General features: G+C 61.4%; 29 protein-coding genes. 20 read left to right on the top strand and 9 right to left on the bottom strand.

The window, feature by feature from the left end; translation table 11 throughout:
• Positions 1-291 precede the first annotated feature (291 nt).
• Together NH195_RS21345 and NH195_RS18870 are read left to right on the top strand one after the other, a co-directional pair.
• The gene (locus NH195_RS21345; RefSeq protein ID WP_066710763.1) at positions 292-621 is read left to right on the top strand and encodes a hypothetical protein; all 330 of its coding nucleotides are present in this window, start codon (positions 292-294) and stop codon (positions 619-621) included.
• Between the two features lie 31 nt (positions 622-652).
• Positions 653-1,915 (top strand): DNA-packaging protein, encoded by a 1,263-nt coding sequence (locus NH195_RS18870; RefSeq protein ID WP_238379809.1) that lies wholly within the window; start codon positions 653-655, stop codon positions 1,913-1,915.
• A 2-nt stretch (positions 1,916-1,917) separates the two neighbouring features.
• Here NH195_RS18870 and NH195_RS18865 read toward each other — a convergent pair whose 3' ends face one another.
• The gene (locus NH195_RS18865) at positions 1,918-2,388 is read right to left on the bottom strand and encodes a hypothetical protein (RefSeq protein ID WP_066710761.1); all 471 of its coding nucleotides are present in this window, start codon (positions 2,386-2,388) and stop codon (positions 1,918-1,920) included.
• Between the two features lie 353 nt (positions 2,389-2,741).
• Between NH195_RS18865 and NH195_RS18860 the strand changes: the two genes are divergently transcribed.
• The 17 genes from NH195_RS18860 to NH195_RS18780 all read left to right on the top strand — a co-directional run bounded on the left by NH195_RS18860 (position 2,742) and on the right by NH195_RS18780 (position 17,574).
• A complete protein-coding gene (locus tag NH195_RS18860) occupies positions 2,742-4,046 on the top strand; it encodes a phage portal protein (RefSeq protein ID WP_081424027.1) in 1,305 nt (434 codons plus the stop codon).
• A 1-nt stretch (position 4,047) separates the two neighbouring features.
• On the top strand, positions 4,048-4,635 hold the full coding sequence (locus tag NH195_RS18855; protein WP_066710757.1) for an HK97 family phage prohead protease: 588 nt from the start codon (positions 4,048-4,050) through the stop codon (positions 4,633-4,635).
• Positions 4,636-4,686: 51 nt separating this feature from the next.
• Complete coding sequence (locus NH195_RS18850) at positions 4,687-5,904, top strand: phage major capsid protein (protein WP_066710755.1); 1,218 nt, start codon at positions 4,687-4,689, stop codon at positions 5,902-5,904.
• Positions 5,905-6,060: 156 nt separating this feature from the next.
• Positions 6,061-6,657: a head-tail connector protein gene (locus tag NH195_RS18845; protein ID WP_066710753.1), complete on the top strand. Its 597-nt coding sequence runs from the start codon at positions 6,061-6,063 to the stop codon at positions 6,655-6,657.
• A complete protein-coding gene (locus NH195_RS18840; RefSeq protein ID WP_066710751.1) occupies positions 6,657-6,998 on the top strand; it encodes a head-tail adaptor protein in 342 nt (113 codons plus the stop codon). Before NH195_RS18845 ends, NH195_RS18840 begins: the two co-directional genes overlap by 1 nt.
• Entirely contained in the window at positions 6,995-7,405 is a 411-nt protein-coding gene (locus tag NH195_RS18835) for a DUF3168 domain-containing protein (RefSeq protein WP_066710748.1), read from the top strand. The genes NH195_RS18840 and NH195_RS18835 overlap by 4 nt, the downstream gene beginning before the upstream one ends.
• A 24-nt stretch (positions 7,406-7,429) precedes the next feature.
• A complete protein-coding gene (locus tag NH195_RS18830; RefSeq protein WP_066710745.1) occupies positions 7,430-7,843 on the top strand; it encodes a phage major tail protein, TP901-1 family in 414 nt (137 codons plus the stop codon).
• 3 nt (positions 7,844-7,846) lie between these two features.
• Positions 7,847-8,161, top strand: a complete 315-nt coding sequence (locus NH195_RS18825) for a gene transfer agent family protein (protein WP_066710742.1) — start codon at positions 7,847-7,849, stop codon at positions 8,159-8,161.
• A gap of 18 nt (positions 8,162-8,179) precedes the next feature.
• Positions 8,180-8,407 (top strand): rcc01693 family protein, encoded by a 228-nt coding sequence (locus NH195_RS18820; protein ID WP_066710741.1) that lies wholly within the window; start codon positions 8,180-8,182, stop codon positions 8,405-8,407.
• Complete coding sequence (locus tag NH195_RS18815; protein ID WP_066710739.1) at positions 8,400-9,080, top strand: phage tail tape measure protein; 681 nt, start codon at positions 8,400-8,402, stop codon at positions 9,078-9,080. Before NH195_RS18820 ends, NH195_RS18815 begins: the two co-directional genes overlap by 8 nt.
• 43 nt (positions 9,081-9,123) lie before the next feature.
• Positions 9,124-9,756: a DUF2460 domain-containing protein gene (locus NH195_RS18810; RefSeq protein WP_066710737.1), complete on the top strand. Its 633-nt coding sequence runs from the start codon at positions 9,124-9,126 to the stop codon at positions 9,754-9,756.
• A complete protein-coding gene (locus tag NH195_RS18805) occupies positions 9,756-10,679 on the top strand; it encodes a DUF2163 domain-containing protein (protein WP_066710734.1) in 924 nt (307 codons plus the stop codon). The genes NH195_RS18810 and NH195_RS18805 overlap by 1 nt, the downstream gene beginning before the upstream one ends.
• A gap of 11 nt (positions 10,680-10,690) precedes the next feature.
• Positions 10,691-11,146 (top strand): NlpC/P60 family protein, encoded by a 456-nt coding sequence (locus NH195_RS18800; RefSeq protein ID WP_066710730.1) that lies wholly within the window; start codon positions 10,691-10,693, stop codon positions 11,144-11,146.
• Positions 11,146-15,063 (top strand): baseplate multidomain protein megatron, encoded by a 3,918-nt coding sequence (locus NH195_RS18795; RefSeq protein WP_066710729.1) that lies wholly within the window; start codon positions 11,146-11,148, stop codon positions 15,061-15,063. The genes NH195_RS18800 and NH195_RS18795 overlap by 1 nt, the downstream gene beginning before the upstream one ends.
• Complete coding sequence (locus NH195_RS18790) at positions 15,056-15,772, top strand: DUF2793 domain-containing protein (protein WP_066710726.1); 717 nt, start codon at positions 15,056-15,058, stop codon at positions 15,770-15,772. The genes NH195_RS18795 and NH195_RS18790 overlap by 8 nt, the downstream gene beginning before the upstream one ends.
• Before the next feature lie 121 nt (positions 15,773-15,893).
• A complete protein-coding gene (gene cysE, locus NH195_RS18785; RefSeq protein ID WP_066710723.1) occupies positions 15,894-16,715 on the top strand; it encodes a serine O-acetyltransferase in 822 nt (273 codons plus the stop codon).
• Between the two features lie 22 nt (positions 16,716-16,737).
• Positions 16,738-17,574: a glycosyltransferase family A protein gene (locus NH195_RS18780; RefSeq protein ID WP_066710720.1), complete on the top strand. Its 837-nt coding sequence runs from the start codon at positions 16,738-16,740 to the stop codon at positions 17,572-17,574.
• 21 nt (positions 17,575-17,595) lie between these two features.
• Here the strand turns inward: NH195_RS18780 and NH195_RS18775 are convergent, their stop codons facing one another.
• From NH195_RS18775 to pdhA, 5 genes are all read right to left on the bottom strand, one after another.
• Complete coding sequence (locus tag NH195_RS18775) at positions 17,596-17,931, bottom strand: carboxymuconolactone decarboxylase family protein (protein ID WP_066710717.1); 336 nt, start codon at positions 17,929-17,931, stop codon at positions 17,596-17,598.
• A gap of 145 nt (positions 17,932-18,076) precedes the next feature.
• Complete coding sequence (locus tag NH195_RS18770) at positions 18,077-18,958, bottom strand: hypothetical protein (RefSeq protein ID WP_066710714.1); 882 nt, start codon at positions 18,956-18,958, stop codon at positions 18,077-18,079.
• Between the two features lie 121 nt (positions 18,959-19,079).
• Positions 19,080-20,387 carry a pyruvate dehydrogenase complex dihydrolipoamide acetyltransferase gene (locus NH195_RS18765; protein ID WP_066710711.1) on the bottom strand — a complete coding sequence of 436 codons (1,308 nt, stop codon included), beginning with the start codon at positions 20,385-20,387 and terminating at the stop codon, positions 19,080-19,082.
• 12 nt (positions 20,388-20,399) lie between these two features.
• Positions 20,400-21,767, bottom strand: a complete 1,368-nt coding sequence (locus NH195_RS18760; protein ID WP_066710708.1) for a pyruvate dehydrogenase complex E1 component subunit beta — start codon at positions 21,765-21,767, stop codon at positions 20,400-20,402.
• 18 nt (positions 21,768-21,785) lie between these two features.
• Positions 21,786-22,811: a pyruvate dehydrogenase (acetyl-transferring) E1 component subunit alpha gene (gene pdhA, locus NH195_RS18755; RefSeq protein WP_066710705.1), complete on the bottom strand. Its 1,026-nt coding sequence runs from the start codon at positions 22,809-22,811 to the stop codon at positions 21,786-21,788.
• Positions 22,812-23,013: 202 nt separating this feature from the next.
• Between pdhA and NH195_RS18750 the strand changes: the two genes are divergently transcribed.
• On the top strand, positions 23,014-23,820 hold the full coding sequence (locus tag NH195_RS18750; protein WP_238379808.1) for an abortive infection family protein: 807 nt from the start codon (positions 23,014-23,016) through the stop codon (positions 23,818-23,820).
• 45 nt (positions 23,821-23,865) lie between these two features.
• Here NH195_RS18750 and NH195_RS18745 read toward each other — a convergent pair whose 3' ends face one another.
• From NH195_RS18745 to NH195_RS18735, 3 genes are all read right to left on the bottom strand, one after another.
• Complete coding sequence (locus NH195_RS18745; protein WP_066710827.1) at positions 23,866-24,438, bottom strand: transglycosylase SLT domain-containing protein; 573 nt, start codon at positions 24,436-24,438, stop codon at positions 23,866-23,868.
• A gap of 73 nt (positions 24,439-24,511) precedes the next feature.
• On the bottom strand, positions 24,512-24,814 hold the full coding sequence (locus NH195_RS18740; RefSeq protein ID WP_066710702.1) for an FtsB family cell division protein: 303 nt from the start codon (positions 24,812-24,814) through the stop codon (positions 24,512-24,514).
• 233 nt (positions 24,815-25,047) lie between these two features.
• The gene (locus NH195_RS18735; RefSeq protein WP_066710699.1) at positions 25,048-25,941 is read right to left on the bottom strand and encodes a fructose bisphosphate aldolase; all 894 of its coding nucleotides are present in this window, start codon (positions 25,939-25,941) and stop codon (positions 25,048-25,050) included.
• Between the last annotated feature and the right edge of the window lie 261 nt (positions 25,942-26,202).

Genomic DNA, 26,202 nt, shown 5'->3' with positions numbered 1-26,202 from the left:
GTCTCCTCGTCGGTTCTGAGAAATGCGGGAAAAACCGGGTTCTGACAAGCCCTTGGGTGACGCAGGCAGACGGTGGAAAGTGTTAACGCGCGTGAAGACCCCGCCGCGCGCCGGTTTCAACCAATTTTACGCTCTTTGCGACAATCTCGAAGGTGCTGGAAGACGTGGGCGATGGCCGTTTCGGGACCTGAGGGGGTGTCGGGAACCATCGAAGGGGACTGTTGTGGGGTCCTCGGGAAAGCGCCTGCGTCTCTCGTGTGGAGGTTTGACCAAGCATGAGAGGCGAAGACCATGAAAGTGACTTCATCTGTGGGGGATGAGTTCGAAACGGTGGATCAGATCGAGGCGTCGGTGAAACAGAGCCTGCTTTGGGCGATTTTGGCGCTGGACGATGTGATCGACAGGCTTTTGACGGGCGAAAAGGCGGGTGGGAAAGAGGTGAAACCTCTGATCGCCGACCTGATGCGTGCGAAACTGGCCGCGGTGACGGAAAGGCAGAAACTCGATGACGAAAAACGCAAACGTGGGGAACTCGGCGGCGGAGAGATCGACTTTGACGCCGCGCGATCTGAGATCCTTGATCGGCTGGCTCGCCTCAAGGCCGCAAGCCGAGCAGAGTGAGTTTTTGGAGAGCTTGGGGGAGGGGGCGCTGATGGCGCTCCCTTACCTGTTCGAGGCTTGGGCTTTGGACCATCAATTGCCGCCCGAGGGCGCGTGGCGCACATGGGTGATCATGGGCGGGCGCGGCGCGGGCAAGACGCGGGCGGGGTCCGAATGGGTGCGCGCCATGGTCGAGGGGCCGCGGGCGCGTCAATCGGGGCGCGCGAAACGTGTGGCGCTGATCGGCGAGACCTATGATCAGGCGCGCGAGGTGATGGTGTTCGGTGACAGCGGCATTCTGGCCTGCTCGCCGCCGGATCGGCGCCCGAAATGGTCGGCGACGCGGCGGACGTTGGTTTGGCCCAATGGCGCCGAAGCGACAGTGTTTTCCGGCAATGAGCCGGAGGCTTTGCGGGGGCCGCAATTCGATGTCGCCTGGGTTGATGAGCTGGCGAAATGGCGCAAGCCGCAGGAGGCCTGGGACATGCTGCAATTCGGTCTGCGATTGGGGGATGACCCGCGCGCGGTGGTGACGACGACGCCGCGCAATGTGGGGATTTTAAAATCGCTTCTGGAACGCAGTTCGACCGTCACGACGCACGCGCCCACCGAGGCGAATGCGGCCAATCTGGCGGCGTCTTTCTTGGAAGAGGTCAAGGCGCGTTACGCAGGCACGCGACTGGGTCGGCAGGAATTGGACGGGGTTTTGCTCGATGAGGAAGAGGGGGCTTTGTGGTCTCTGGCACGGATCGAGGCGACACGGGTCAAGGACGTGCCGGAGCTGGACCGGATCGTCGTGGCGGTGGACCCGCCGGTGACGGGACACAAAGGTTCGGACGAATGCGGTATCGTCGTGGTCGGCGCGGTGACCAAGGGACCGCCGCAGGACTGGCGAGCCTATGTGTTGGAGGATGCCTCTGTGTCGGTCTCCTCCCCGACGGTCTGGGCCGAGGCAGCGATCAACGCGCTGGAGCGTTGGGAGGGGTATAAGATCGTGGCGGAGGTGAACCAGGGCGGTGATTTGGTGGAAACGGTGATCCGGCAGATTGACCCGTTGGTGCCCTATAAATCGGTGCGTGCGACACGCGGCAAGGCGGCGCGGGCGGAACCGGTGGCCGCACTTTACGATCAGGGGCGGGTGATCCACACGCGCGGGCTTGGCGATCTGGAGGACCAGATGATCAGGATGACGGCGCAGGGTTATCAGGCGCCGGGGTCGCCGGACCGGCTGGATGCGCTCGTGTGGGCGGTGCATGAGCTGATGATTCTGCCCGCGGCCGGGGCGGGGCGGCCACGGATCAGGACATTGGGATGATGTCAGACCTCGCCTTCGGGCGGGGTTTTTTGTTGTTGTGCGACAGTCCTTAAAGTGCGGTGAAGATAGGCGCGCGCAAGTGCGTATTGCAGGGAAAGGCTCAGGAAACCGCCAATACCGAGGGCGAGCGAAAGAGCTGAGCTGAGTTTGAGCCAGCCGATTTCGGGTTTCATCAGGCTGAAGGGGATGAGTATCACGCCGGCGCTGAGCAGGATCAAGGTAAGACGGATTTGAAAGACGCCCCAAGATGTCCAGCGCAAGCGAAGCCGCGCCTGCGGAGTGATGTGCCCGTCAAGAACGAAAGACATCCAGTTTGCTGCCCTTAAGGAACCGAAAGAGAGTTTTTCGTAGCTGAGGCGCCCTGCCTCGGTTGACGACAGACGCGAGAGCGCAGGATGCCGTCGTTCGAGTGGCGCGTCGATCTCCGTCAGGCGAAGGATCAGAGGCAAAGGCCGTATTGAACCGAAACGCATCGCTGCAAAATTCTTTCTCTGAAGCATTTCAAATCAGTGAAGGCGATTGAGACCCGAGAGGCAAGCGAGAAGGAGAGTTTCCTCATATTTTACATTAAAACAATGCGTTGAAAGGTGTTGCGCATGACGCGCCCCAGCGCACGCCCTGCTCAGAACTTCTTTTACCCTCTCCTTTAGAACTCATTTCACCGAAGGCGCGGATGGCTCTCACGAGGGCGGCGCCTATCGGGAGCGACCCGGGCGGGTGCGGGCTGGACGTGGCGGATGTCTGCGCTGGTCCCCCGTCCGGGAGCAAGGATTTGAGCGATTGGCAGGTCGAGAAATTGGACCGGAAGATGAGGAGAGACACGGATATGGTGTTTGACTTTCTGAAACGGGGCGCAGAGGTGATGCCCGAAACGAAAGCCTCGGCGACCGGACCGGTTGTTGCGGCGGTTTCGGGCGTTGGCCGCGTGGCGTGGAGCCCGCGGGACACGGTGAGCCTCACGCGTGTGGGCTTTACCGGCAACCCGGTCGGGTTTCGTGCGGTCAAGCTGATCGCGGAAGCGGCGGCGGCGCTGCCTCTGGTGTTGCAGAACCGCTCGGAACGGTTTGAAGAGCATCCGCTGTTGAAAGTGATCACCCGTCCGAACCCGGCGCAGGGGCGGGCCGAGTTGTTCGAGGCGCTCTATGCGCATTTCCTCCTCTCCGGTAACGGCTATCTCGAAGCGGTTGGCGAATGGGGGCAGGTGCCTCAGGAGTTGCATGTGCTGCGCTCGGATCGGATGGCTCTGGTGCCCGGCGCGGATGGCTGGCCGGTGGCTTATGAATATTCGGTGAGCGGGCGCAAACACCGGTTCGATGTCATCGAGGGGCATTCGCCGATCTGTCACATCAAGGCGTTTCACCCGACCGACGACCATTACGGTCTCTCTCCCATTCAGGCGGCGGCGACGGCGATTGATGTGCATAATGCGGCGTCGCGCTGGTCGAAATCTTTGCTCGACAATGCCGCGCGGCCCTCTGGCGCGATTGTGTACAAGGGCGCGGATGGCAATGCGTCGATGAGCGCGGATCAGTATGACCGCCTGCTCTCGGAGATGGAAAGCCATCATCAGGGCGCGCGCAATGCCGGGCGGCCGATGCTCCTGGAAGGCGGTCTGGATTGGAAGCCGATGGGGTTCAGCCCGTCGGATATGGAATTCCAGAAAACCAAGGAGGCGGCGGGGCGCGAGATCGCCTTGGCCTTCGGGGTGCCGCCGATGCTTTTGGGCATTCCGGGCGACATGACCTACGCGAATTATCAGGAAGCGAACCGGGCGTTTTACCGGCTGACCGTTCTGCCGCTGGTGCAGAAGGTGACGGCGGCGATCGGGCATTGGCTGTCTGAGATGACGGGCGAGGCGGTCGAACTGAAACCCGATCTGGATCAGGTGCCGGCGCTGTCGACGGAGCGCGATGCGCAATGGAACCGGATCGCGAGCGCGGATTTCCTCACCGATGACGAGAAGCGGGCGATGCTGGGGCTGCCGCCTTTGATGCCCGATCTTCCTGAGCCGGTGTGCGAGGAGCTGCCGGAAGAGGAGCCGTTCGACGCGTTTGAGAACGAGGTCGAGGACGAACCGGAACTGCCGTTTGAGGAGGAAAGCTCCGAGGACGTGCCCGAGGAAGGGAACTGAGATGCAGAAGGATTTCTACAGCGGCCTTGAGCATAAATTCGCCCGTTTGGGCGAAGAGGTGAAGGTTGAAAACGGTGTGAGGATAGAGGGTTACGCCTCTCTCTTCGGGCATCGCGACACTGGCGGCGACATCGTCATGAAGGGTGCTTATGCCAGGTCTCTGGCGGCGCTCAAGGCCAAGGGGCGCTCGGTCAAGATGCTGTGGCAGCACGACCCGGCGCAGCCCATCGGGATCTGGGACGAGGTGCGCGAGGACGCGCGCGGTCTCTATGTCAAAGGACGTTTGCTGACCGATCTGCAAAAGGGTCGCGAGGCGGTGGCGCTGATCGAGGCGGGGGCGATTGACGGTCTGTCGATCGGCTACCGGACGCTGCGTGCCCAGAAGGATCAGAAAGGCGCACGCCTTTTGTCGGAACTGGAGCTTTGGGAGGTCTCTTTGGTGACCTTTCCGATGCTGCAGGAAGCGCGGCTGAATGCGGAGGCGAAAGGCGCGGATGCGCTCATGGCTGAGGCAATGCTGCGCGATCTCGCGGATGCTTTGAACGACGCCCGCAAGCTGCTGGCCGGAGGTGGCTTCAGGGATGACTGAGGCCAGCGCATTCACCCGCGAAACCCAACATCAGGACAAAGGAATGTTTGGATGAGCAACCCCGAAAGAGCGGCCCGACAGTCGGGTCCGGCCCCGGATCTGACCCCAAATCTGACCCGTGAGGTGAAGACCGCGCTGGCCGGTTTCATGAGTGATCTCAACTACTTTCAGACCGAAATCAAATCGAAGCTTCAAAAGCAGGAAGAGCGACTGACTATGCTTGATCGTAAATCTCACACCTACGCCGGTAATCTGACACGTCCGGCCCTGTCTGCCGCGCAAGAGGTGGATATGTCCCACAAATCGGCCTTCACCACCTATGTGCGCAATGGCGATGACGATGCGCTGCGCGGTCTGGCGCTTGAGGGCAAATCCATGTCCACCGCCGTGAATGGCGATGGCGGGTACCTCGTCGATCCGCAGACCTCCGACGCGATCAAATCGGTGCTGAAATCCACCGCGTCGATCCGCTCGATTGCCAATGTCGTCAATGTCGAAGCGACCTCTTATGACGTGCTGATCGACACCACCGATCTGGGCTCCGGCTGGGTCACCGAGACCGGCACCCTGTCCGAGACCGCGACGCCGACCATCGACCGCATCTCGATCCCGCTTTACGAGCTTTCCGCTCTGCCGAAAGCCTCGCAGCGTCTGCTGGACGACAGCGCCTTCGACATCGAGGGCTGGCTCGCGGGTCGCATCGCCGACAAATTCGTCTCTGCCGAAGCCTCCGCCTTTATCAATGGCGACGGTGTCGACAAGCCGACCGGCATTTTGAACCACACTCAAGTGGCCAATGACAGCTGGGCCTGGGGCTCTTTGGGCTATATCGCGACCGGCACCGACGGTGCGTTTGACGGTACCAACCCGGCGGATGCCATCGTTGAACTGGTCTACGCGCTGGGCGCGCAGTACCGCGCCAACGGCACCTTCGTGATGAATTCGAAGACCGCAGGTCAGGTTCGCAAGCTCAAGGATGCGGATGGCCGTTTCCTCTGGTCCGATGGTCTGGCTGCCGGTGAGCCGGCGCGTCTGATGGGCTACCCGGTTCTGATCGCCGAAGATATGCCGGACATCGCGTCTGACGCGGCGGCCATTGCCTTCGGTGACTTTGCCTCCGGCTACACCGTCGCTGAACGCCCGGATGTGCGCATTCTGCGCGATCCGTTCTCCGCGAAACCGCATGTTCTCTTCTATGCGACCAAGCGCGTCGGTGGCGATGTGTCCGACTTTGCGGCGATCAAGCTTTTGAAATTCGGCATCGCCTGAGTTCCCTGAACGACTTGCCTCGGCCTTGGTGGGCCGGGGCGGCGGATGCGCGGTCCATACACCCGTGTTGTCTAGCAGCTCCCCCTCCGTTCGAGCAGCAAGGGGGATCGCGCGTCCGTTTTCGAAAAACAGGGGGCCCGGATACGGAGTTGTACCATGATGTTGATGGAGCAGACCCAGGTGGCCACGGCGGCGCTGCCGGTCGCTGAGTTCAGGGACCATATGAGACTTGGCACCGGGTTTGACGACGACGGGGTTCAGGACGGGGTTCTGGAAAGCTTTCTGCGGGCGGCCATGGCGGCGGTCGAGGCGCGCACCAACAAGGTGCTGATCACCCGCGATTTTCTTTACACGGTCACCGCATGGCGCGATCTGAGCGCGCAGGTTTTGCCGGTGGCGCCCGTCACGGCTGTGGCGAGCTTTGTCATCGTGGACCGGCTTGGGGCCGAGATCACGGTGGACAGCGCGAAATACATGCTGGAACCGGATATGCACCGGCCGCGTGTGGTTTCGACCGGCTTTGTCCTGCCGCAAATCCCGGTGGCGGGTCAGGCGAAATTCACCTTCACCGCCGGGTTTGCCGATACATGGGGCGCTCTGCCCGCCGATCTGGCGCAGGCGGTGTTTCTTCTGGCCGCGCATTACTACGAGCACCGTCACGAGACGGTGGTGGGCGAGGCGACCATGCCGTTCGGTGTCAGCACGCTTTTGGAGCGCTACCGCAACCTGCGTCTCTTCGGAGGGCGGAGCTGATGTCGGCGGTGGTGCATCTCAATCGCAAGCTGGTGCTTGAGGAGGCGCAACGCACCTCTGACGGCGCGGGCGGCTATGTCGAAACATGGGTTCATCTCGGCACGCTCTGGGCGGCGATCCAGGCTGGGACGGGGACCGAGACTTCCGAGGATTTCCTCACCGTCTCGCGGGTTCCGATGAAGATCGTGGTGCGCGGTGCGCCGGTCGGCTCGAAACGGCGTCCGAAGCCGGATCAGCGCTTTGTCGAAGGCGGGCGGGTGTTTCGCATTCTCGCCGTCACAGAGATGGATGCACAGGGACATTACCTGACCTGCAATGCGCGTGAGGAGGTGACGTCATGAGCTACGGAGTGGCGGCGGCCCTTCAGACGGCGGTTTTTCAGGCGCTGGCCGCGGATGCGACGCTCGACGGCTTGGTCGGCGGTGCGATCTATGACGCGGCCCCTGCGGGCACCATCCCGGCGCTTTACGTCAGCCTCGGGCCGGAGGATGTCACCGACGCTTCCGACAAGACCGGGCATGGCGCGCGGCATGAGTTCACCGTGTCGGTCGTGTCCGACAGCGCGGGGTTTCTCGCCTCGAAACAGGTGGCCGCGCGCCTTTCGGACATCCTCGTGGATGCCGATTTGACCCTCTCGCGGGGCACGCTTGTCGGTCTCTGGTTCGTGTCGGCCAAGGCCCGGCGCGTTCAGGACAGCGATGTGCGCAGGATCGACCTGAAATTCCGCGCGCGCGTCGAAGACAACTGATTTTCCAAGACGGAGTAAACGACCATGGCTGCCCAAAACGGCAAAGACCTCCTGATCAAGTTGGACATGAACGGGTCCGGCACGTTTGAAACCATCGCGGGGCTGCGTGCCACGCGGATTTCCTTCAACGCGGAAAGCGTCGATGTCACCTCGCTGGAAAGCTCGGGCGGCTGGCGCGAGCTTCTGGGCGGTGCGGGCGTGAAAAGCGCCACGATCTCCGGCTCGGGCGTGTTCAAGGACGAGAGCACCGACGAGCGCGCGCGCCAGATCTTTTTCGACGGCGAAGTGCCGGAGTTTCAGGTCATCATCCCGGATTTCGGGACGGTGCAGGGCGCGTTCATGATCACCTCGATCGAATACGCGGGCTCGTACAATGGCGAGGCGACCTATGAGCTGGCCATGGCGTCCGCGGGCGCGCTGAGCTTCACGGCGGTGTAAGCCATGGCGAACCCCTTCCAAGGCGAAGTGGCGCTGACGCTGAACGGCGACCGCCATGTTCTCAAACTGACCCTTGGGGCTTTGGCCGAACTGGAGGCCGGGCTCGAAGTCGACACGCTGGTGGCGCTTGTCGAGCGCTACGAGGCGGGACGGTTTTCTTCGGCGGATGTGCTGCGCATCGTCGTGGCGGGGCTCCGGGGCGGCGGCTGGAAGGGCGGCTATGACGACATCCTGACCGCGGAGATCGCGGGCGGCCCGCTGGAGGCGGCCCGCGTGGGCGCAGAGCTGATCGCGCGCGCCTTTACGGTGCCCGCGTAAGGTCCAAGGGAGAACGTCATGGGGATGATTTCGGACAAGGGCGGGTTCGAATGGCCTGCGCTGATGCGGCTCGGGATCAAGGGGCTGGGTCTCAGACCGGCCGAGTTCTGGGCGCTCACCCCGGCCGAGCTTTTGCTCATGCTGGGGGCGGGCAGCGGCACGGCACCGATGGGCCGCGCGCGGCTTGAGGAACTGGCGAAGGCCTTTCCCGACGAAGATGGAATGAAAGGGCAAGATCATGGCTGACGAGTTGAACGGCACGGATATCAACGGCTTGAGCACCTTCGAGGATCGGGTCGAACAGATGGAGAGCGCCATCGGCGGGGCGGAGGCCATGGCGGCAGCGTTCAATCAGGAAATGCTGCGGCTTCAGGCGACGGTGGCGGAGACGCAACGCGAGGTCTCGAAGCTCGAAAGCGGCATTTCGCGCGGTCTCAAGAAGGCGATCGACGGGTTGGTGTTCGATGGCGATACGCTGGCCGAGGCGCTGAAAGGGCTTGGGCAGTCGATGCTGATGGCGGCTTACAACGCTGCCGTGACGCCGGTGACGAGCCATTTCGGGTCCGTACTGGGCTCAGGGCTTGAGGGCATCATCCAGAGCTTTCTGCCCTTCGAGAAGGGCGGGGCCTTTGCGCAGGGCAAGGTCATGCCTTTCGCCAACGGCGGCGTGGTGTCCAGCCCGACCTATTTCCCGATGCGCGGCGCCACGGGGCTGATGGGAGAGGCCGGCGCGGAGGCGATCATGCCGCTCACCCGTGGGGCCAATGGCAAACTTGGCGTGCAGGCCTCGGGATCCTCACGGCCCGTCAATATCACGATGAATGTCACCACGCCCGATGTCGCGGGCTTCCAGCGCAGCCAGTCGCAGGTGGCCGCCCAGTTGAGCCGGGCCCTGGGCCGTGGCTCGCGCAACCAGTAAGCGGCCGAAGGGCCACCAGAGAGACTTCGACGGAGGGTAGACCATGGGTTTTCATGATGTGAGATTTCCGGCCAATCTGAGCTTTGGCTCCGTCGGCGGACCGGAGCGGCGCACCGATGTGGTGACGCTCGCGAACGGGTTCGAAGAGCGCAACACGCCCTGGGCGCATTCGCGCCGCCGCTATGATGCGGGGCTGGGGATGCGTTCGCTCGACGACATCGAAACGCTGATTGCGTTTTTCGAGGCGCGGCAAGGCCAGCTCTATGGGTTTCGCTGGAAGGACTGGTCGGATTACAAGACCTGCAAACCGTCGGTGGTGACCGGTTTCGAGGATCAGGTGATCGGCGAGGGCGATGGCGAGACCACGGTGTTTCAACTTTCGAAAACCTATCGCTCCGGCGCGACCGCCTATGTCCGTCCGATCAAGAAGCCGGTGCTCGGCACGGTTCTGATCGGCGTCGGCGGGCAGCAGGCGTTCGAGGCGGTCGACTGGGAGGTGGACACCACCACCGGCCTGATCACCTTTGGCACGCCGCCGACCGGCGGGGCCGAGATTACCGCAGGGTTCGAATTCGACGTGCCGGTGCGCTTCGACACCTCCAGCATTTCCACCTCGGTCTCTTCGTTTCAGGCGGGTGAAGTGCCCAACGTGCCGGTTGTGGAGGTGCGTGTCTGATGGCCTTTTCGGAAGAGCTTCAAACCCATCTCGCCTCGGGCGTGACGACGCTGTGCCGGGCCTGGGCCTTGGTGCGGCGCGATGGCGAGACCTATGGATTCACCGATCACGACAACGACCTGACGTTCGAGGGTGTGACGTTCAAGGCCGACACAGGCCTGACCGCCAATGCGCTTGAGCAATCCACCGGGCTTTCGGTCGACAACACCGAGGCGCTGGGCGCGCTTTCCGCTGCGGCGGTGACCGAAGAGGACATCCGTGCCGGGCGGTTCGACGGGGCGCATGTGCGCTCCTGGCTGGTGAACTGGGCCGACGTCTCTGAACGTGCGCTGCTGTTTCAGGGCAGCTTTGGCGAGATCACCCGTGTGTCGGGCGGATTTCGAGCCGAGCTGCGCGGCCTGACCGAGGAGTTGAACCAGCCGCAGGGCCGGGTCTATCAGGCCGGGTGCTCCGCCATTCTGGGCGGCACGGGCTGTGGCTTTGACACGTTGCAGCCCGGCTATGTCACCGAAGTGGCGGTCGAGAGTGTCGAGAAGGGTAAGATCTTTGCTTTCGCCGATCTCACCGGCTTTGACGACCGCTGGTTCGAGCGGGGTCGTTTCACGGTGCTAACGGGCGCGGCGGCGGGGCTTGTGGGGCTCGTGAAGAACGATCGTCTCTCCGCCGATGGTCGCAGGGTCGAGCTTTGGGAAGATCTGTGCGCCGAGATTGCCCCGGGCGACACGATCCGCATCGAAGCGGGCTGTGACAAACGCGCGGCGACCTGTCGGCTCAAGTTCGACAACTTCCTGAATTTTCGGGGCTTCCCGCATATTCCGGGGGAGGATTGGCTGGCGTCCTATCCGGTGCGCAGCGGCAAGAACGACGGCAGCAGCCGCTCCGGGGGACTGTTCGACCTGAGTGATTTCGAAAGCCCGTTTTGAGGGAGAGGCAGATGACGGATTTGAGGATTGCGGAGCGCGCCCGGGCCTGGATCGGGACGCCCTACCTGCATCAGGCCTCCAGCAAGGGGGCGGGGACGGATTGTCTTGGGTTGCTGCGCGGCATCTGGCGCGAGGTGTATGGTGCCGAACCCATCGGGATTCCGGCCTATACGGCAGACTGGAGCGAACCGCAGCGGGACGAAAGCCTGTTGCGTGCCGCGCAGTCCATTCTGATCGAGAAACCGCTCGCCGAGATGGTCTCGGGCGATGTGTTGCTGTTCCGGATGCGGCAGGGCGCGGTGGCCAAGCATCTTGGCGTGCTGGGCCGGGTCGGAGACGCGCCGACATTTATCCATGCCTATAGCGGTCATGGCGTTCTTGAGAATGCCCTGAGCGCGCCCTGGCGTCGCCGGATCGTCCGGTGTTTCGCCTTTCCATCCGTTCACGACAGCGAGGGAGATCTCTGATGGCGACGATCGTACTTTCCGCCGCAGGCGCAGCGCTTGGGGCCTCCGTCGGGGGCGGTGTCTTCGGGCTTTCTTCCGTGGTGATCGGCCGGGCGATCGGCGCGACCATCGGTCAGGCCATCGACCAACGCCTGATGGGCGTCGGCAGCCAGACCGTCGAAACCGGACGGGTCGAACGGTTTCGCCTCACCGGTGCCTCCGAAGGTACGGCGGTGGCGCAGGTCTATGGCCGGATGCGGGTTGGCGGTCAGGTGATCTGGGCGACGGAGTTTCAGGAGAACACATCGAAGAGCAAGGTGGGCGGCAAGGGCACCGCGCCCAGCACGACGGTGAAGGAATACAGCTATTCCGTCTCGCTTGCCGTGGCGCTTTGCGAGGGCGAGATCATTCGTGTGGGCCGGGTCTGGGCCGATGGCTCGGAGATCGACAAAAGCACTCTGACCATGCGGGCCTACACCGGCTCCGAGGACCAGTTGCCGGATGCCAAGATCGAGGCAGTCGAGGGCGCGGGGACGGTGCCGGCCTATCGCGGCATCGCCTATGTGGTGCTTGAGGATGTGGATCTGACGCCCTTCGGCAACCGGGTGCCGCAGTTCACTTTCGAGGTGATCCGCGCGGATCAGGCCGAGAAACCGTCCGATCTCACCCATCTGGTGCCCGCCGTGGCGATGATCCCCGGCACCGGCGAATATGCGCTGGCGACCGAACCGGTGTATCTGAAGGACGGGGCGGGCGGTGTACTTGTCTCCAACATGAATTCCGCCTCCGGGCAGAGCGATTTCACCACCTCGCTCGACACCATGGCCGAGGAATTGCCGAACTGTGGTTCGACCTCGCTTGTGGTATCGTGGTTCGGGAACGATCTGCGCTGTGGCACATGTCAGATTCAGCCCAAGGTCGAACAAACGGCACGCGACTCCAGGGATATGGCGTGGAAGGTCTCCGGGCTGACACGCGCCACCGCGACCACGATCCCGCGCGATGCGGAGGATCGGGTGATCTATGGCGGCACGCCGACCGATCAGTCGGTGGTGCAGGCGATCCGGGCGCTGCATGAAGCGGGCCAGGAGGTGATGTTCTATCCGTTCATCCTGATGGATCAGATGGCGGGCAACGGCCTTATTGATCCGTGGACCGGCGCAGAAGAGCAACCGGCTCTGCCTTGGCGCGGGCGGATCACTACAGCGCTGGCACCAGGAGTTTCGGGCACGACGGACGGCACCGCCGCTGCCGAGGCCGAGGTCGCGGCATTTTTCGGCATGGCACAGGTGAGCGATTTCACCCCCCTGAGCCGGACCGTCAGTTATAGCGGGCCTGCGGAGTTTTCCTTTCGCCGGATGATCCTGCATTACGCGCATCTTTGTGCGCTGGCAGGCGGCGTCGAGTCCTTTTGTATCGGTTCCGAGATGCGCGCGCTCACCCGCATTCGCGGCGCCTCCGGGTTTCCGGCCGTGGATCAGTTGATCCAGCTCGCGGCCGATGTGCGGTCGATCCTCGGTTCTGAGTGCAAGATCGGCTATGCTGCCGACTGGTCGGAATATTTCGGCTATCAGGCCGACGGCAATGTCTATTACAACCTCGATCCCTTGTGGGCAGACGCCAATATCGACTTCATCGGCATCGACAATTACATGCCGCTGTCGGACTGGCGCGAGGGTGACGATCACCTCGATGCCGACTGGGGTTCGATCTACAATCTCGACTACCTCAAATCCAATATCGAGGGCGGCGAGGGCTATGACTGGTATTACGCGCATGAGAACCATGACGCGGCCCAGATCCGCACGCCGATCGCTGATGGCGCCTATGGCGAGGATTGGGTGTACCGCTACAAGGACATGCGCGGCTGGTGGCAGAACGACCACCACGAGCGGATCAATGGGGTGCGCAGCGAGACACCGTCGCTTTGGGTGCCGCGATCGAAACCGATCTGGTTCACCGAATTCGGCTGTGCCGCGATCGACAAGGGCACCAACGAGCCGAACAAGTTCCTCGATGCGAAATCCTCGGAAAGCGCGCTTCCGGCCTATTCGAACGGGCGGCGCGACGATTTCATCCAGTTGCAATATGTCCGGGCGATGACCGAATATTGGGGAGATACGGCGCATAACCCGACCTCCGATGTCTATGGCGGTGCGATGATCGACATGAGTCGCGCCCATCTCTGGGCCTGGGATGCGCGGCCTTACCCGACTTTCCCGTCGACCACCTCCGTGTGGTCGGATGGTGACAATTACGCCCGTGGTCATTGGCTCAACGGCCGCTCCACCGCGCGCTCACTGGCCGATGTTGTGACCGAGATCTGCGCCCGCTCCGGGGTAGATGAGATTGACACGTCTGAGCTTTGGGGCGTGCTGCGCGGTTATAGCGTCTCCGACATTTCCGGCGCGCGGTCGGCGCTGCAACCCCTGATGCTGGCCTATGGGTTCGAGGCGATCGAGCGTGAGGGACAGTTGGTGTTCCGGTCGCGGGATGGCAAATCCATGCTCGATCTGAGTGAGGATCAGCTCGCCGACAGTGACGAGCTCGACGGCATTCTGGAACGCGTGCGCGCCCCCGAGGCTGAGGTCGCGGGACGGGTACAACTCACCTTCGTGGATGCCGATGACGACTATGGCGCACGCTCCGAGGAGGCGATTTTTCCGGATGAGGAAACCCGGCTGATCTCGCGCTCCGAATTGCCTCTGGCGCTCAGCCGGGCCGAGGGGCGGCAGATCACCGAGCGCTGGCTGTCCGAATCCCGCGTGGCGCGCGACACGGCGCGGTTCGCCCTGCCGCCTTCGCTGATGGCGGTGGGCGCGGGCGATGTGATCACGCTCAGGAGTGCGGAGGGCAATCTGCGTTATCGCATCGACCATGTCACCCTCGGCGCGCAGCAACAGATCGAGGCGGTCCGCGTCGAACAAGAGATCTATGAGCCCTCCGAGGCGGTCGAGGAGATCGTCGAGACCAAGGCCTTCTCCGCCCCCGTGCCGGTCTATCCGCTGTTTCTCGATCTGCCGCTTCTGACCGGCAGTGAGGTGCCCTATGCGCCGCATATCGCGGTGACGGCGGACCCCTGGCCGGGATCGGCGGCGGTCTATGCCTCGACCTCCGACAGCGGCTATGAGCTCAACACGCTCTTGCCGATCTGGTCCACCATCGGGGTCACATTGAGCGCGTTGGAGCCCGCCACGCCGGGGCTTTGGGATCGCGGCGCTGCGCTTCGGGTCAGGCTCACCAAGGGGGCGCTGTCCTCCGCCGAGATGCTCGATGTGCTCAATGGCGCCAATGTCGCGGTGATCGGCGATGGCACCTCGGCCAATTGGGAAGTGTTCCAGTTCGCCACGGCCGAGCTGGTCGCGCCGCTGACCTACGATCTGACGCTCAGGCTGCGCGGGCAATTGGGCTCGGATGGGCTTGGGACGGGCGGTCTGACGCCCGGCTGGCCCATCGGATCGCGCTTCGTCCTTCTGGACAGCACGCTGCGGCAGATCGACATCGCGCAATCCGCGCGCGGGCTTGCCCGGCATTACCGCATCGGCCCGGCCAGCCGGGGCTATGACGATCCGAGCTACGAGCATTATGTCGAGGCCTTCGACGGCATCGGCCTGCGCCCCTATGCGCCTGCGCATCTTCGCGCCAGCGTGACGAGTGGCGGCAGCACAGAGGTGAGCTGGGTCCGGCGCACGCGGATCGACGGCGACAGTTGGCAATCCTACGAGGTGCCGCTGGGCGAGGCTGCGGAACTGTATCTTGTGCGTGTGGTGCAAGGCGGGGCTGTCCTGCGCGAAATCACCGTCACCAGCCCGGCCTGGACCTACACGGCCGGACAGAAATCGAGCGACGGCGTGACCGGCGCTTATGACATCCACGTTGCCCAAATCTCCGAAAGCTTCGGGGTGGGCCTCTTCCGGGAGATCGAGATCCATGACTGACACCCCCCGCTTCGCCCTGCCGCTGCTTGAGGCCTCTCAGGCGCAGAAACATGTCACCATGAACGAAGCCTTGGCGCGTCTCGACGGGTTGATGCAGCTCACGCTGATCTCTGTGAGCGAGACAACGCCGCCCACGACCCCGCAGGAGGGCGAGGCATACGGTGTGCCGGCCTCTGCGGTCAATGACTGGGCCGGTCAGGACGGAAGCATCGCGCTTTATGTTAACGGCGGCTGGGCCTTCGTGCCCGCCACGCTCGGCATGCGCGCTTATGTCGCCGATCAGAACGGCTGGGCCGGGTTCGATGGCAGTGACTGGGTGCTGGGCCTCATCACGCTTTCGGCTCATGGGGCGGGCATGGTGCAAAAGGTGATCGAGGTGGATCACACGCTCACCGCGGGCACCACTTCCGCCGTGAGCTATGCCATCCCCGGCCAGTCGGTGGTCTACGGCGTCACCGGGCGGGTTCTTTCGGACATCACCGGCACCGGACTGACCGGGTTTTCCCTTGGTGTGGCCGCCTCGTCGAACCGCTACGGGTCCGGTCTGTCGCTGACTCAGGGAAGCTGGCTGCGCGGGCTGACCGGCAATCCGCTGACCTACTATGGTTCCGAGGATCTGATCCTCACCGGCGAGGGCGGCGATTTCGATGCGGGCGGGGTGATCCGTCTGGCCCTCCATTGCGTGCAGTTCTCGCTGCCGTCGGAGTGAGGGCCAAAGGCCCCTGAAACGGCCCCGTGCAGAATTGCGCGGGGCTTTTTTCTGTCTTGTGCACTTGCGCTTTGGAAACCGGACCTATCTATAGTAAGCTCCTGACAAAGAGGAAAAGCGCATGGCCAAGATCCGCACAACTCTCAAAGAACTCGATCCCGTCTGGAGCCGCATCGTTTCCGAGGCGCGCGAAGCTGTGGATGCCGAGCCGCTACTGGGCGGGTTGGTGCATGCCTGCATCCTGCATCATGCGACGCTCGAAGATGCGTTGGCCTATCGGATCGCGCAGAAACTCGCCTCCGGCGACATGTCCGAACAGCTCATTCGCGAGATTGCCGATCAGGCCTATGTCTCCGATCCCTCGCTCGCTGAGGCCGCGCGCGCCGACATCTGCGCCGTCTATGACCGCGATCCGGCCTGCCACCGCTACATTCAGCCCTTGCTCTATTTCAAAGGCTTTCAGGCGACCCAGGCGCATCGCGTCTCCAACTGGCTCTGGCGCGAAGGCCGTCGCGATCTGGCCTATTTCTTCCAGATGCGCATGTCCGAGCAATTTTCCGTCGACATCCATCCGGCCTGCCGGATCGGCAAGGGGCTGTTCCTCGATCATGCCCATGCGCTGGTCTTCGGGGAGACCGCAGTCATTGGTGACAATGTCTCGATCCTGCATGACGTGACGCTCGGCGGCACCGGCAAGGAGGATGAGGACCGTCATCCGAAGATCGGTGATGGCGTGCTGATCGGTGCGGGAGCCAAGGTTCTGGGCAATATCCGCATCGGCTGCTGCTCGCGCATCGCAGCGGGGTCCGTCGTGCTGAACGAAGTGCCGCCCGCCACCACCGTTGCGGGTGTGCCCGCCAAGGTCGTGGGCGAAGCGGGCTGTTCGCAGCCGTCGATCTCGATGAACCAGCTCATCGGTGCGCGCACCGGCGATCAGGGCTGAGACGCAGACGGACGACGTCACGATGGATGTGAAATCTTTGTTCGCATCGGGCTATCGACGGGTTTTCGCAAAGCCGCACCGGCCCGATCCCGCGCCGTTGATCGTGGTGATGATCCCGCTGGTCGGCAAGGCGCGGGCGCAGGACTGGCAGAGGGTGTGCGACATTCTCGAGGGCACACTGGCCTCGCTCCGGGCGCAGTCGTACCAGAATTTCGAAGTGATCCTGTGCTCGCAGGACCGACCGGGGAATTTCCCCGATCAGGACGGCTACCATTTCCTGCCCGCGCCACCCCACACTGGCGCGGCGAATATCTCGGATCAGCGGGTGAAGGCCCGGCTGATGGCCGAATATGCGGCGCGCCGCTTCGATCGGTTCAGCTATGTCATGCATCTCGACGCCGACGATCTGCTGCATCCGGATCTGTTCCGCTATGTGGCGGAGGACAACAACGGGCGCGGCTATCTGATCGAACAGGGCTATATGGTGGATGCGCCGAGCGGACGCATCGCGCCGATGGGCCGGGCGATCGGCGGGGAGCATGATCTTTGGGAACATTGTGGCTCCTGCGCGTTTTTCGCGGTGGACTGGGGCAAACAGGCCTTTCCGGTGTTCTACATGCGCATGCTTGGCAAGGGGCATATGAACTACGCGAAAAGGTCCGAACGCCTCGGCTATCCATTGGCTCCGGTTCCGTTCCCGGCGGTGCTCTACATGGTGAACCATGGGGACAACATGCAGCTTCGCAAAGGCCACGACAAGCTGCTCTACCTCACCCATCTCGAAATCACCGACCCCGAACGCATCGCCGCCATTCGCAAAGACTTTGCGCTCTCCGAGGAGACCACGGGGAGCGCATGAGCATCGGGGCGAGCCGATCCCTCAGGCCTTCAGTGCGTCATAGGCCTCCAACGCCTTGATCCCGTACATGAAGGACGGGCCGCCACCCATCAGAATCGCGACGCCGACCGTTTCCGCGATTTCCTCGCGTGTGGCGCCCGCGTCGATCGAGGCCTTGACGTGAAAACCGATGCAGTTGATGCATTGCTTGGTGATGCCGATGGCGAGGGCCTGAAGCTCCTTATGTTTCACCGGGATCGCCCCTTCGGCGGTCGCTGCATGGTGCAGGGCGTTGAAGCCTTCCCCGACCGCAGGCGATCCTTGCCCGAACGCCATCATGGCGTTTTGCACACCTTCGAGTTCCTTTGACCAGTCCATAATGGGCCTCCTTTGTGACGGCCTGCCACGAGAACCTTGCCGCTCAGAGGTCAGGCCACTTTCCAAGGGCACTCTAACAGGGCGGAAGGGAGGGGGATTTGAGACGGATCATGTTGGAATAATATTTTCCCCGTCGACAAACCTGTTAGGCAAGGGGAGAAAGCGCTCGAGCTTCGGCAAAAATCTTTTCGAAATCATCGCCCGACAAGGTGAGGTCAAAACTACCGAAACCATATTCCCTGCACCCAAGGCTGCGCGCATGGTTGTACAGTTTTTCAGCAGTGATGGTTCGCGTTTGATTGCTTTTGTCCACCAAGTTGACCTCTAACTCTCCAAAGTTCATCGGCGCAGGTGTCAGTGTACGTGTCTCTTCCGTCACTGTGAAAAAATGTCGATCAGGCGGTGCATCTTGCTGAGGTCTGCCTTTGAGGCGATCCAAAAGACGCCGCTTTGGCGCCTTGAAGATCATGGTGAACATTTGCGCGGGATATATATCTTCGACGTCGTCGATCTGTTGAAGGGCAATGCCTTCCAGCATGAGCCTGTCGATTTCGCTCAGGCGGTCTTGTGCACTGAGTGCCTTTGATGTTGGGAGGGCGAAAGGGCGTTTGTAACCGAAGACGGTCGAATATTGATCTGTGATCTGACTGCCAGATTGCGCCATGAGCAGTTGCGCTTCGTTTTCTCGTGCGGCGATCCAATCCTCACCGCCATACTCCGCAAGGCGTTCCGCCGGTATCGCGTGCTCATCGTCCTCTGCGTAAACTTCGGCTTGCGTTCTCTTGGCGATGACCGATGCGATCTCCCGAGCCAGATACGCGTCAATGCGGGGTGTGAACGCGTTCAGACCGATGTCATAGCCATCATTCGTTTCATAAAGGATCACCCCGCGCAGGGATTGCCCCGGGTGATAAAAGACCGTCCTGGCGTCTGTTTGTAGGGCGGCGACATCGCTCTTGGTGAGCGCGCTGAGAATATCGTCCGTTGTGATCTTACTTTGGGTTTTCAATGCAAAATAGAAGCTCAAACCAGAAACCTTTGAAAAGGATGATGTTTATTATTTCCCGATGTTATCCAATGTTAATGTGGAAACAATAAAAAAGCCCCGCTTTGGCGGGGCTTTTTTGCGATTTACGTTGTGGTACGATTTACGCCAGCATCGCCACCGGATTTTCCAGGTTCTCGACGATGGCTTTCAAAAGCTCCGCGCCCAAAGCCCCGTCGATCACGCGGTGGTCCACCGACATGGTGACAGACATCACGGTCGCAACCTTGATCTCGCCATCCGCGCCGACCACCGGTTTCTTCACCCCGGAGCCGACGGCCAGAATACCGGCATGCGGCGGGTTCACGATGGCGTCGAAATTGTCGATGCCGAACATGCCGAGGTTCGAGATCGCGAAGGACCCGCCCTGATACTCCTGCGGCGCAAGTTTGCGGTCGCGCGCACGGGTGGCCAGATCTTTCATCTCTTTCGACAAGGCCGAGAGCGATTTCATGTCGGCGTCTTTCAATACCGGCGTAAACAGCCCGCCTTCGACCGCCACAGCGACAGCCACGTCAGAGGCTTTCATCTGCAACACCCGGTCACCGGCCCAAACAGCATTGGCGGTCGGCACTTCTTGCAGCGCATTCGCCACCGCCTTGATGATGAAATCATTGACCGAAAGCTTCACGCCCTTGCCTTCGAGCTGCTTGTTCAGCTCGCCCCGGAATTTCATCAGCGCATCGAGCTGAATGTCGCGGCGCAGGTAGAAATGCGGGATGGTCTGCTTGGCTTCCGTGAGACGCGCGGCGATGGTTTTGCGCATGCCGTCGAGTTTGATTTCCTCGTACGCGCGACCTTCGTACATCTTCGCGATCATATCCGCAGAGGGACCAGCGGATGCCGCCGCTGCAGCAGCCGGGGCAGGCGCCGCGGCTTTCGGAGCTTCGGCTTTCGGCGCGGCTGTGGCATTCTCCACATCCGCTTTCACGATACGGCCTTTCGGACCGGAACCCGCAATCGCAGACAGATCGAGACCTTTCTGAGCCGCGATACGACGCGCCAGCGGCGAGGCAAAGATGCGCTCGCCAGAGGCCGCTTTGGGCGCTGCCGGGGCAGGGGCCGCAGCAGCGGACGGAGCCGGAGCCGCCGCTTCGGCTTTCGTGGCTTCTTCCGCCGCCGGAGCGGGCGCAGAGGAGCCGACAGTCTCAGCGGCAGAGGCGTCTTCGCCCTCTTCCAAAAGCAGGGCGATGGGGGCGTTCACTTTCACGCCCTCAGTGCCTTCCGCCACGAGGATTTTCCCCATGACGCCTTCGTCCACGGCTTCGAATTCCATCGTCGCCTTGTCGGTCTCGATCTCTGCGATCACGTCGCCGGAGGAGATGGTATCCCCCTCCTTCACGAGCCATTTCGCCAGCGTGCCTTCCTCCATCGTCGGAGACAGCGCGGGCATCAAAAGTTCAATAGCCATAACGGGTTCTCCTTAGCGGTAGGTGACTTCTTTGCAGGCAGCCACGACGTCGTCGGTGGTCACAAGCGCGAGTTTTTCGAGGTTGGCAGCGTAGGGCATCGGCACATCTTTACCGGCGCAGTTGATCACCGGCGCGTCGAGATAATCGAAGGCACGCTGCATGATCGTGGCGGAGATGTGGTTGCCGATGGAGCCGACCGGCCAGCCTTCTTCGACGGTCACACAGCGGTTGGTCTTCATCACGGAGGCCAGCACGGTGTCATAGTCGATAGGGCGCAGGGTGCGCAGGTCGATGACCTCGGCGGAAATGCCCTCTTCGGCCAGCTTGTCGGCGGCCTCCAAAGCGTAGGTCATGCCGATCCCGAAGGAGACGATGGTCACATCCGTGCCTTCACGCCAAATGCGGGCCTTGCCGAAGGGAATGGTGAAATCTTCAAGATCCGGCACCTCGAAGGATTTGCCGTAGAGAATTTCGTTCTCAAGGAAGATCACCGGGTTCGGATCGCGGATCGCGGTTTTCATCAGGCCTTTGTAGTCGGCTGCCGAGTAGGGCATCACGACTTTCAGGCCCGGAATTTGCGCATACCAAGCGGCGTAATCCTGCGAGTGCTGCGCGCCCACGCGAGCGGCGGCCCCGTTCGGACCTCGGAACACCATCGGTGCGCCCATCTGACCGCCGGACATGTAAAGCGTCTTGGCGGCGGAGTTGATCAGGTGGTCGATGGCCTGCATCGCGAAGTTGAAGGTCATGAATTCGACAATCGGTTTCAGCCCGCCAAAGGCCGCACCGGTGGCGATGCCCGCAAAGCCGTGCTCGGTGATCGGCGTGTCGATCACGCGTTTCGAGCCGAATTCGTCCAGCATACCTTGGGAAATCTTGTACGCCCCCTGATACTCGGCAACCTCTTCCCCCATGAGGAAGACGTTTTCATCCCGGCGCATCTCTTCGGACATGGCGTCGCGCAGCGCTTCGCGCACGGTCTGGGTCTTCATCTTCGTGCCTTCCGGGAAATCCGGGGAGGCTTTGGAGACGACTGCGACGGGCGCTGCGGCTTTCGCCGGGGTGCTTGCCGGCGCCTCTGCGGCCGCAGGAGCCGCGGCGGCCGGGGCAGGGGCCGCCACATCGTCGGCGCTTTCGCCCTCTTCCACGAGGATCGCGATCACCTCATTGACCTTCACACCTTCGGTGCCTTCGGCCACAAGAATCTTGCCGACGATGCCCTCGTCGACTGCCTCGAATTCCATCGTGGCCTTGTCGGTTTCAATTTCTGCGATGATGTCGCCGGCGGAGACGGTGTCGCCTTCCTTGACGAGCCATTTCGCGAGCGTGCCTTCTTCCATGGTCGGAGAGAGGGCGGGCATCAGAAGTTCGGTTGCCATTGTCGTATCTCCTCCGGATCAGGCGCTGTGCGGCGGAATTTCATCCGCGTAAATGTCGGTCCAAAGCTCTTCGAGCGCCGGTTCCGGGCTGGTTTTCGCGAATTCCGCAGATTCGTTGACCACGGCCTTGATGTCCTTGTCGATGGCCTTGAGGTCTTCCTCAGACGCATGGCCGCCGGTCAGAAGAATAGACCGCACGGCTTCGATCGGATCGCGTTCCTCGCGCATTTTCTGCACTTCCTCGCGGGTCCGGTATTTCGCCGGGTCGGACATGGAGTGACCGCGGTAGCGATAGGTTTTGACCTCAAGAATGTACGGCCCTTTGCCCGCGCGGCAATGCGCGACGGCGCGCTCACCGGCCTCTTTCACGGCCAGAACGTCCATGCCGTCGACTTCCTCGCCTTCGATCCCGTAGGCCGCGCCGCGTTCCCAGTAAGACGGGGATTTCGTCGAACGCTGGGTCGAGGTGCCCATGGCGTATTGGTTGTTTTCAATGACGAAAATGACCGGAAGGTCCCAGATTTCCGCCATGTTGTAGGTCTCGGCGACCTGGCCCTGGTTGGCCGCGCCATCGCCGAAATAGGCGAAGGTGACGTTGTCATTGCCTTTGTACTTGTCGGAGAAGGCAAGTCCTGCGCCAATCGGAACCTGAGCGCCGACGATGCCGTGGCCGCCGTAGAAATGCTTCTCTTTCGAGAACATGTGCATCGAGCCGCCCTTGCCCTTGGAATAGCCGCCCTCGCGCCCCGTTAGCTCGGCCATCACGCCGTTCGGGTCCATGCCGCAAGCGAGCATATGGCCGTGGTCGCGATAGGAGGTCACGCGCTTGTCGCCCTCTTTCGCGGCGGCTTCAAGCCCGACCACGACGGCTTCCTGACCGATATAAAGGTGGCAGAACCCGCCGATGAGGCCCATGCCGTAAAGCTGGCCGGCCTTTTCCTCGAAACGACGGATAAGAAGCATGTCTTTATAATAGGCGAGCAGCTCGTCTTTCGACACATTGGCCGTGCTCGCCGGTTTGGATGCTGTTTTACGGGGTGCCATCAGGCCTCCTCCTCCAAGATCACGGCTGATAGTTTAGTGTTAAACTATACGATAAAGGAGGCGGGGCTTGAATGCACGAATTTTCTGTTATGCGCCGTGGGAGGCAGCTATGCGTTTAGGGAATGGCGAGTTGTTATGATGCCTTGTTTCCCGAGGGGGGAAGGGGCGTAAATATATCTGAGATGGATAGGAGACGTTCAGAATGATTGGGCGAAATGCATATGAAAAAATGATTTCAAGAAATGAGCGCGACAATCTTGAGCTCGTCTTAGGTATGGGAGGAGGGTATGTGCTCGACTTCTCAGATAGAACATTTAACGATTTTTTCTACGAGACACTTGGTATTGACCCTCAAGAGCAAACGAGTTTTTTCAATGGGAGGGGAACTTCTAAAGCTAAGCGCCTTCGGTCTTTCATTGAGCGAGCTAGTCCCAGTCTTGTTGCAAAGCTTTTGCGTGAGATGTGGGAGTATAGGGAAGGTCTGCCATATGTGACCCCGTTGCCGGATGAGGAGAGGGCACGAGAGCTTTTCTTTTCCACCGTTGCGCGTATTGAAGGGCGTACTGATGCAATCGATACGTCGGCAATCGAGGCATTTGAGCCGAATGAAACTCTTGAAGAGCTAGTTGCTTCTATTCGACGCGACTTGGATGCAAATAAGCCTCAAGCTGGAATTGATCGTCTGCATACATATTGTATGAAACGCTTCGCGTCTTTGGTGAAGAAGCACGGAGGGGGAGAGTGTGGAAGAGACGATCCGCTTCATTCACGTGTCGGAAAATATGTAAAGCTTCTGCAGAGGCAGCGAGATATTACACCTTTGTCCGAGAGGATTATTAAAAGCTCAATTAGCATTTTTGATGCGATGAGCCCAGTTCGCAATGATCGCTCTCTTGCTCATGACAATCCAGAACTCGTAGAGCTGGAAGAGGCTCGCTTCATTTTTGATAGCGTGGCTGCTTTTCTTCGATATGCAAAAGCGATTGATGGACGCTATTTTGAGGATTGAGAGGGCGCAGTTGTAATCGTTGTACACGTTCTTAATTAGAGTGTCTCACCCGCGACAATACCCCAACTGCGCCTCATACCGCGCCGCTCGTGCAGCCACGCCATCCGCCGTGTTCAAAAGCCATGTCTTGCCGTTGTGCGAGCCGCGGGCGTAGCCGGTGCGGCCTTCGTGATAGGCCAGATAGCTGTTGCGGGCGTCGGTGTTGGCGATCCCCAAGGCGGCGTTGTTGGTCGAGACATACCAGCCGATGAAATCGGTGGCGTCGCGGATGTTGCTGCGGCTGGCACCGGCGCGGCCCGGGCCGTTGCGGTAATCGTCCCATGTGCCGTCGAGCGCCTGAGCATAGCCCCGCGCCGAGCTGGCCCGGCCTTTCGGGATGATGAACAGCACATAGCGTTTCGGCGGGCGGGCGGTCGCGCGGAAGGTGGATTCCTGATAGATCAGCGCCATTTGCACATGCACCGGCACACCCCATTTGCGTTCTGAGGCCTCAAGCGCCCTTTGGTAATGGGGGCGCTCGCGGAAGATCGCACAGGCGTCTTCCGGGTTTGCAGGTGCGCCGCCGTAGCCGCCGCCACAGGCGGACAGTGTCAACAGGCCAGCCCCGCCGAGGATCATGCGGCGGCGGGTGAGGAGGAGGGCAAATTCTCTGTCTCTCTGTGTCATCTTTTGCCTTTCGGGGCAGGGGATGTCAGCGAATGACGATCTCGTCGGTGCGCAGATACCCGAGGATGTCGCGCGCCTGTTCGTCCAGCAAATCGAGATCGAGGTAGGTGTCAGACATGCGCAGGGTCTTGTTGCGCATCACCGCAAGCTCATCGTCGAGCTTGCCGCTCACCGTTTGCAGTTGAGACAATTCTGCCTCGATCTGCAAACGGCGAAACAGCCCGTATTCCCCCTGCACGGCGGCAAAGGTGAAATAGCCACCGAGGGTGACCATGACGCCACTGTACAACAGCACAGTCAGCGACGGGCGTTTGCGCGGATGAGCCATGATAGGCTTCTTACCTTTGTATGAAAGGTGCCTGACCACGATGGGTAAGTCACCTGCTCTGCCTCACGGGGCTTTCTCTTTGGCGGATCGCCTCCGTAACCTGTTTATGACACAGGCGATTCTCTCTGTGAATCCCAAAAACGAATCATCTGCAAAAAAATGCTGAAACGAAAAAGGCGCCCCCTGAGGGACGCCTGATTTTCCGATTAGCCTGTGATCCCGGGCGCGGCGGTTCAGCCTGCGATGGAGGCCTTGTAGATACCGTCCACGGCGGCGGCGAGCATGTCGTTGAACTCCGCGTCGCTCTGTTTGGCGTTCAGCCCTTCGGACAGCGCGCGGGAGAAGGATGCGATCATGCCGGTGTTTTTCGACAGGATCTCGTTGGCTTCGTCACGGGCATAGCCTCCGGACAGCGCTACGACTTTCAGAACGCGCGGGTGGTCGACCAGCGGTTTGTAGAAATTCGCCTCGGTCGGCAGGGAGAGTTTCAGCATCACCTGTTTGTCTTCCGGCATGGCGTCGAGATGTTTGAGGATCTCTTCGCGCAGGATCGCTTCGGCCTCGGCCTTGTCGGCAATCGTGATGGTCACTTCCGGCTCGAGGATTGGCATCAGACCAGCGGCGATAACCTGATCGCCCACAGCGAATTGCTGATCCACCACGGCTTTGATGCCTTCCGGGTTGGCGGCGTTGATCACGGAGCGCTCTTTGGTGCCGAACACGCCGAGTTTGAACGCGCGGGCCAGAAGATCGTCGAGACCCGGCATCGGTTTCATGAGCTGCACGCCGTTTTCTTCGGCTTCCAGACCTTTGTCGATTTTGAGGAACGGCACAACGCCCTTCACATCCCAGAGATAGGAGGGGGTCGGCTTGCCCTCGACCATGCGGTCCATGGTCATTTCGAACAGGATCGCACCGATCACCTTCTCGCCAGTAAAGGCCGGGGAGGTCATGATGCGGGAGCGCATCTCGTGGATCAGGTCGAACATCTGCTCTTCGCCGGAATATTCGTTTTCCTCGATGCCGTAGAGTTTCAGCGCTTTCGGGGTGGACCCGCCCGACTGGTCGAGTGCTGCGATGAAGCCCTGGCCTTCGCCGATTTTCGCGGTCATTTCCTGAATGGACATGTGTTTCCTCTTTTGGCTCAAATCTGTCCCGTGTGCGGGAATTCTGGAGTTCCTTACCGGGTTAACCCGCCCGGCATTCGGTCGCAATCGTGGTGGCGCTAACGCCTTGGAATTGTCACGTTTTTCTTTCCTTGGTGGCGCTAGCGGGCGATTCCGCCCGGAAGCTAGCCCCTTTTGCGGGCATTCGGCATGATCTGACGCAACCCTCTTTGGCATAGCCGCCATGTCGCCGGATCAGGGTATGAAAAAGCCCGCGCGCGG

The organism is Celeribacter ethanolicus, assembly GCF_001550095.1.
Lineage (GTDB): Bacteria > Pseudomonadota > Alphaproteobacteria > Rhodobacterales > Rhodobacteraceae > Celeribacter > Celeribacter ethanolicus.
The sequence above is the reverse complement of the archived record's forward strand: the minus strand, read 5'-3'. Positions and strand labels throughout refer to the sequence as shown.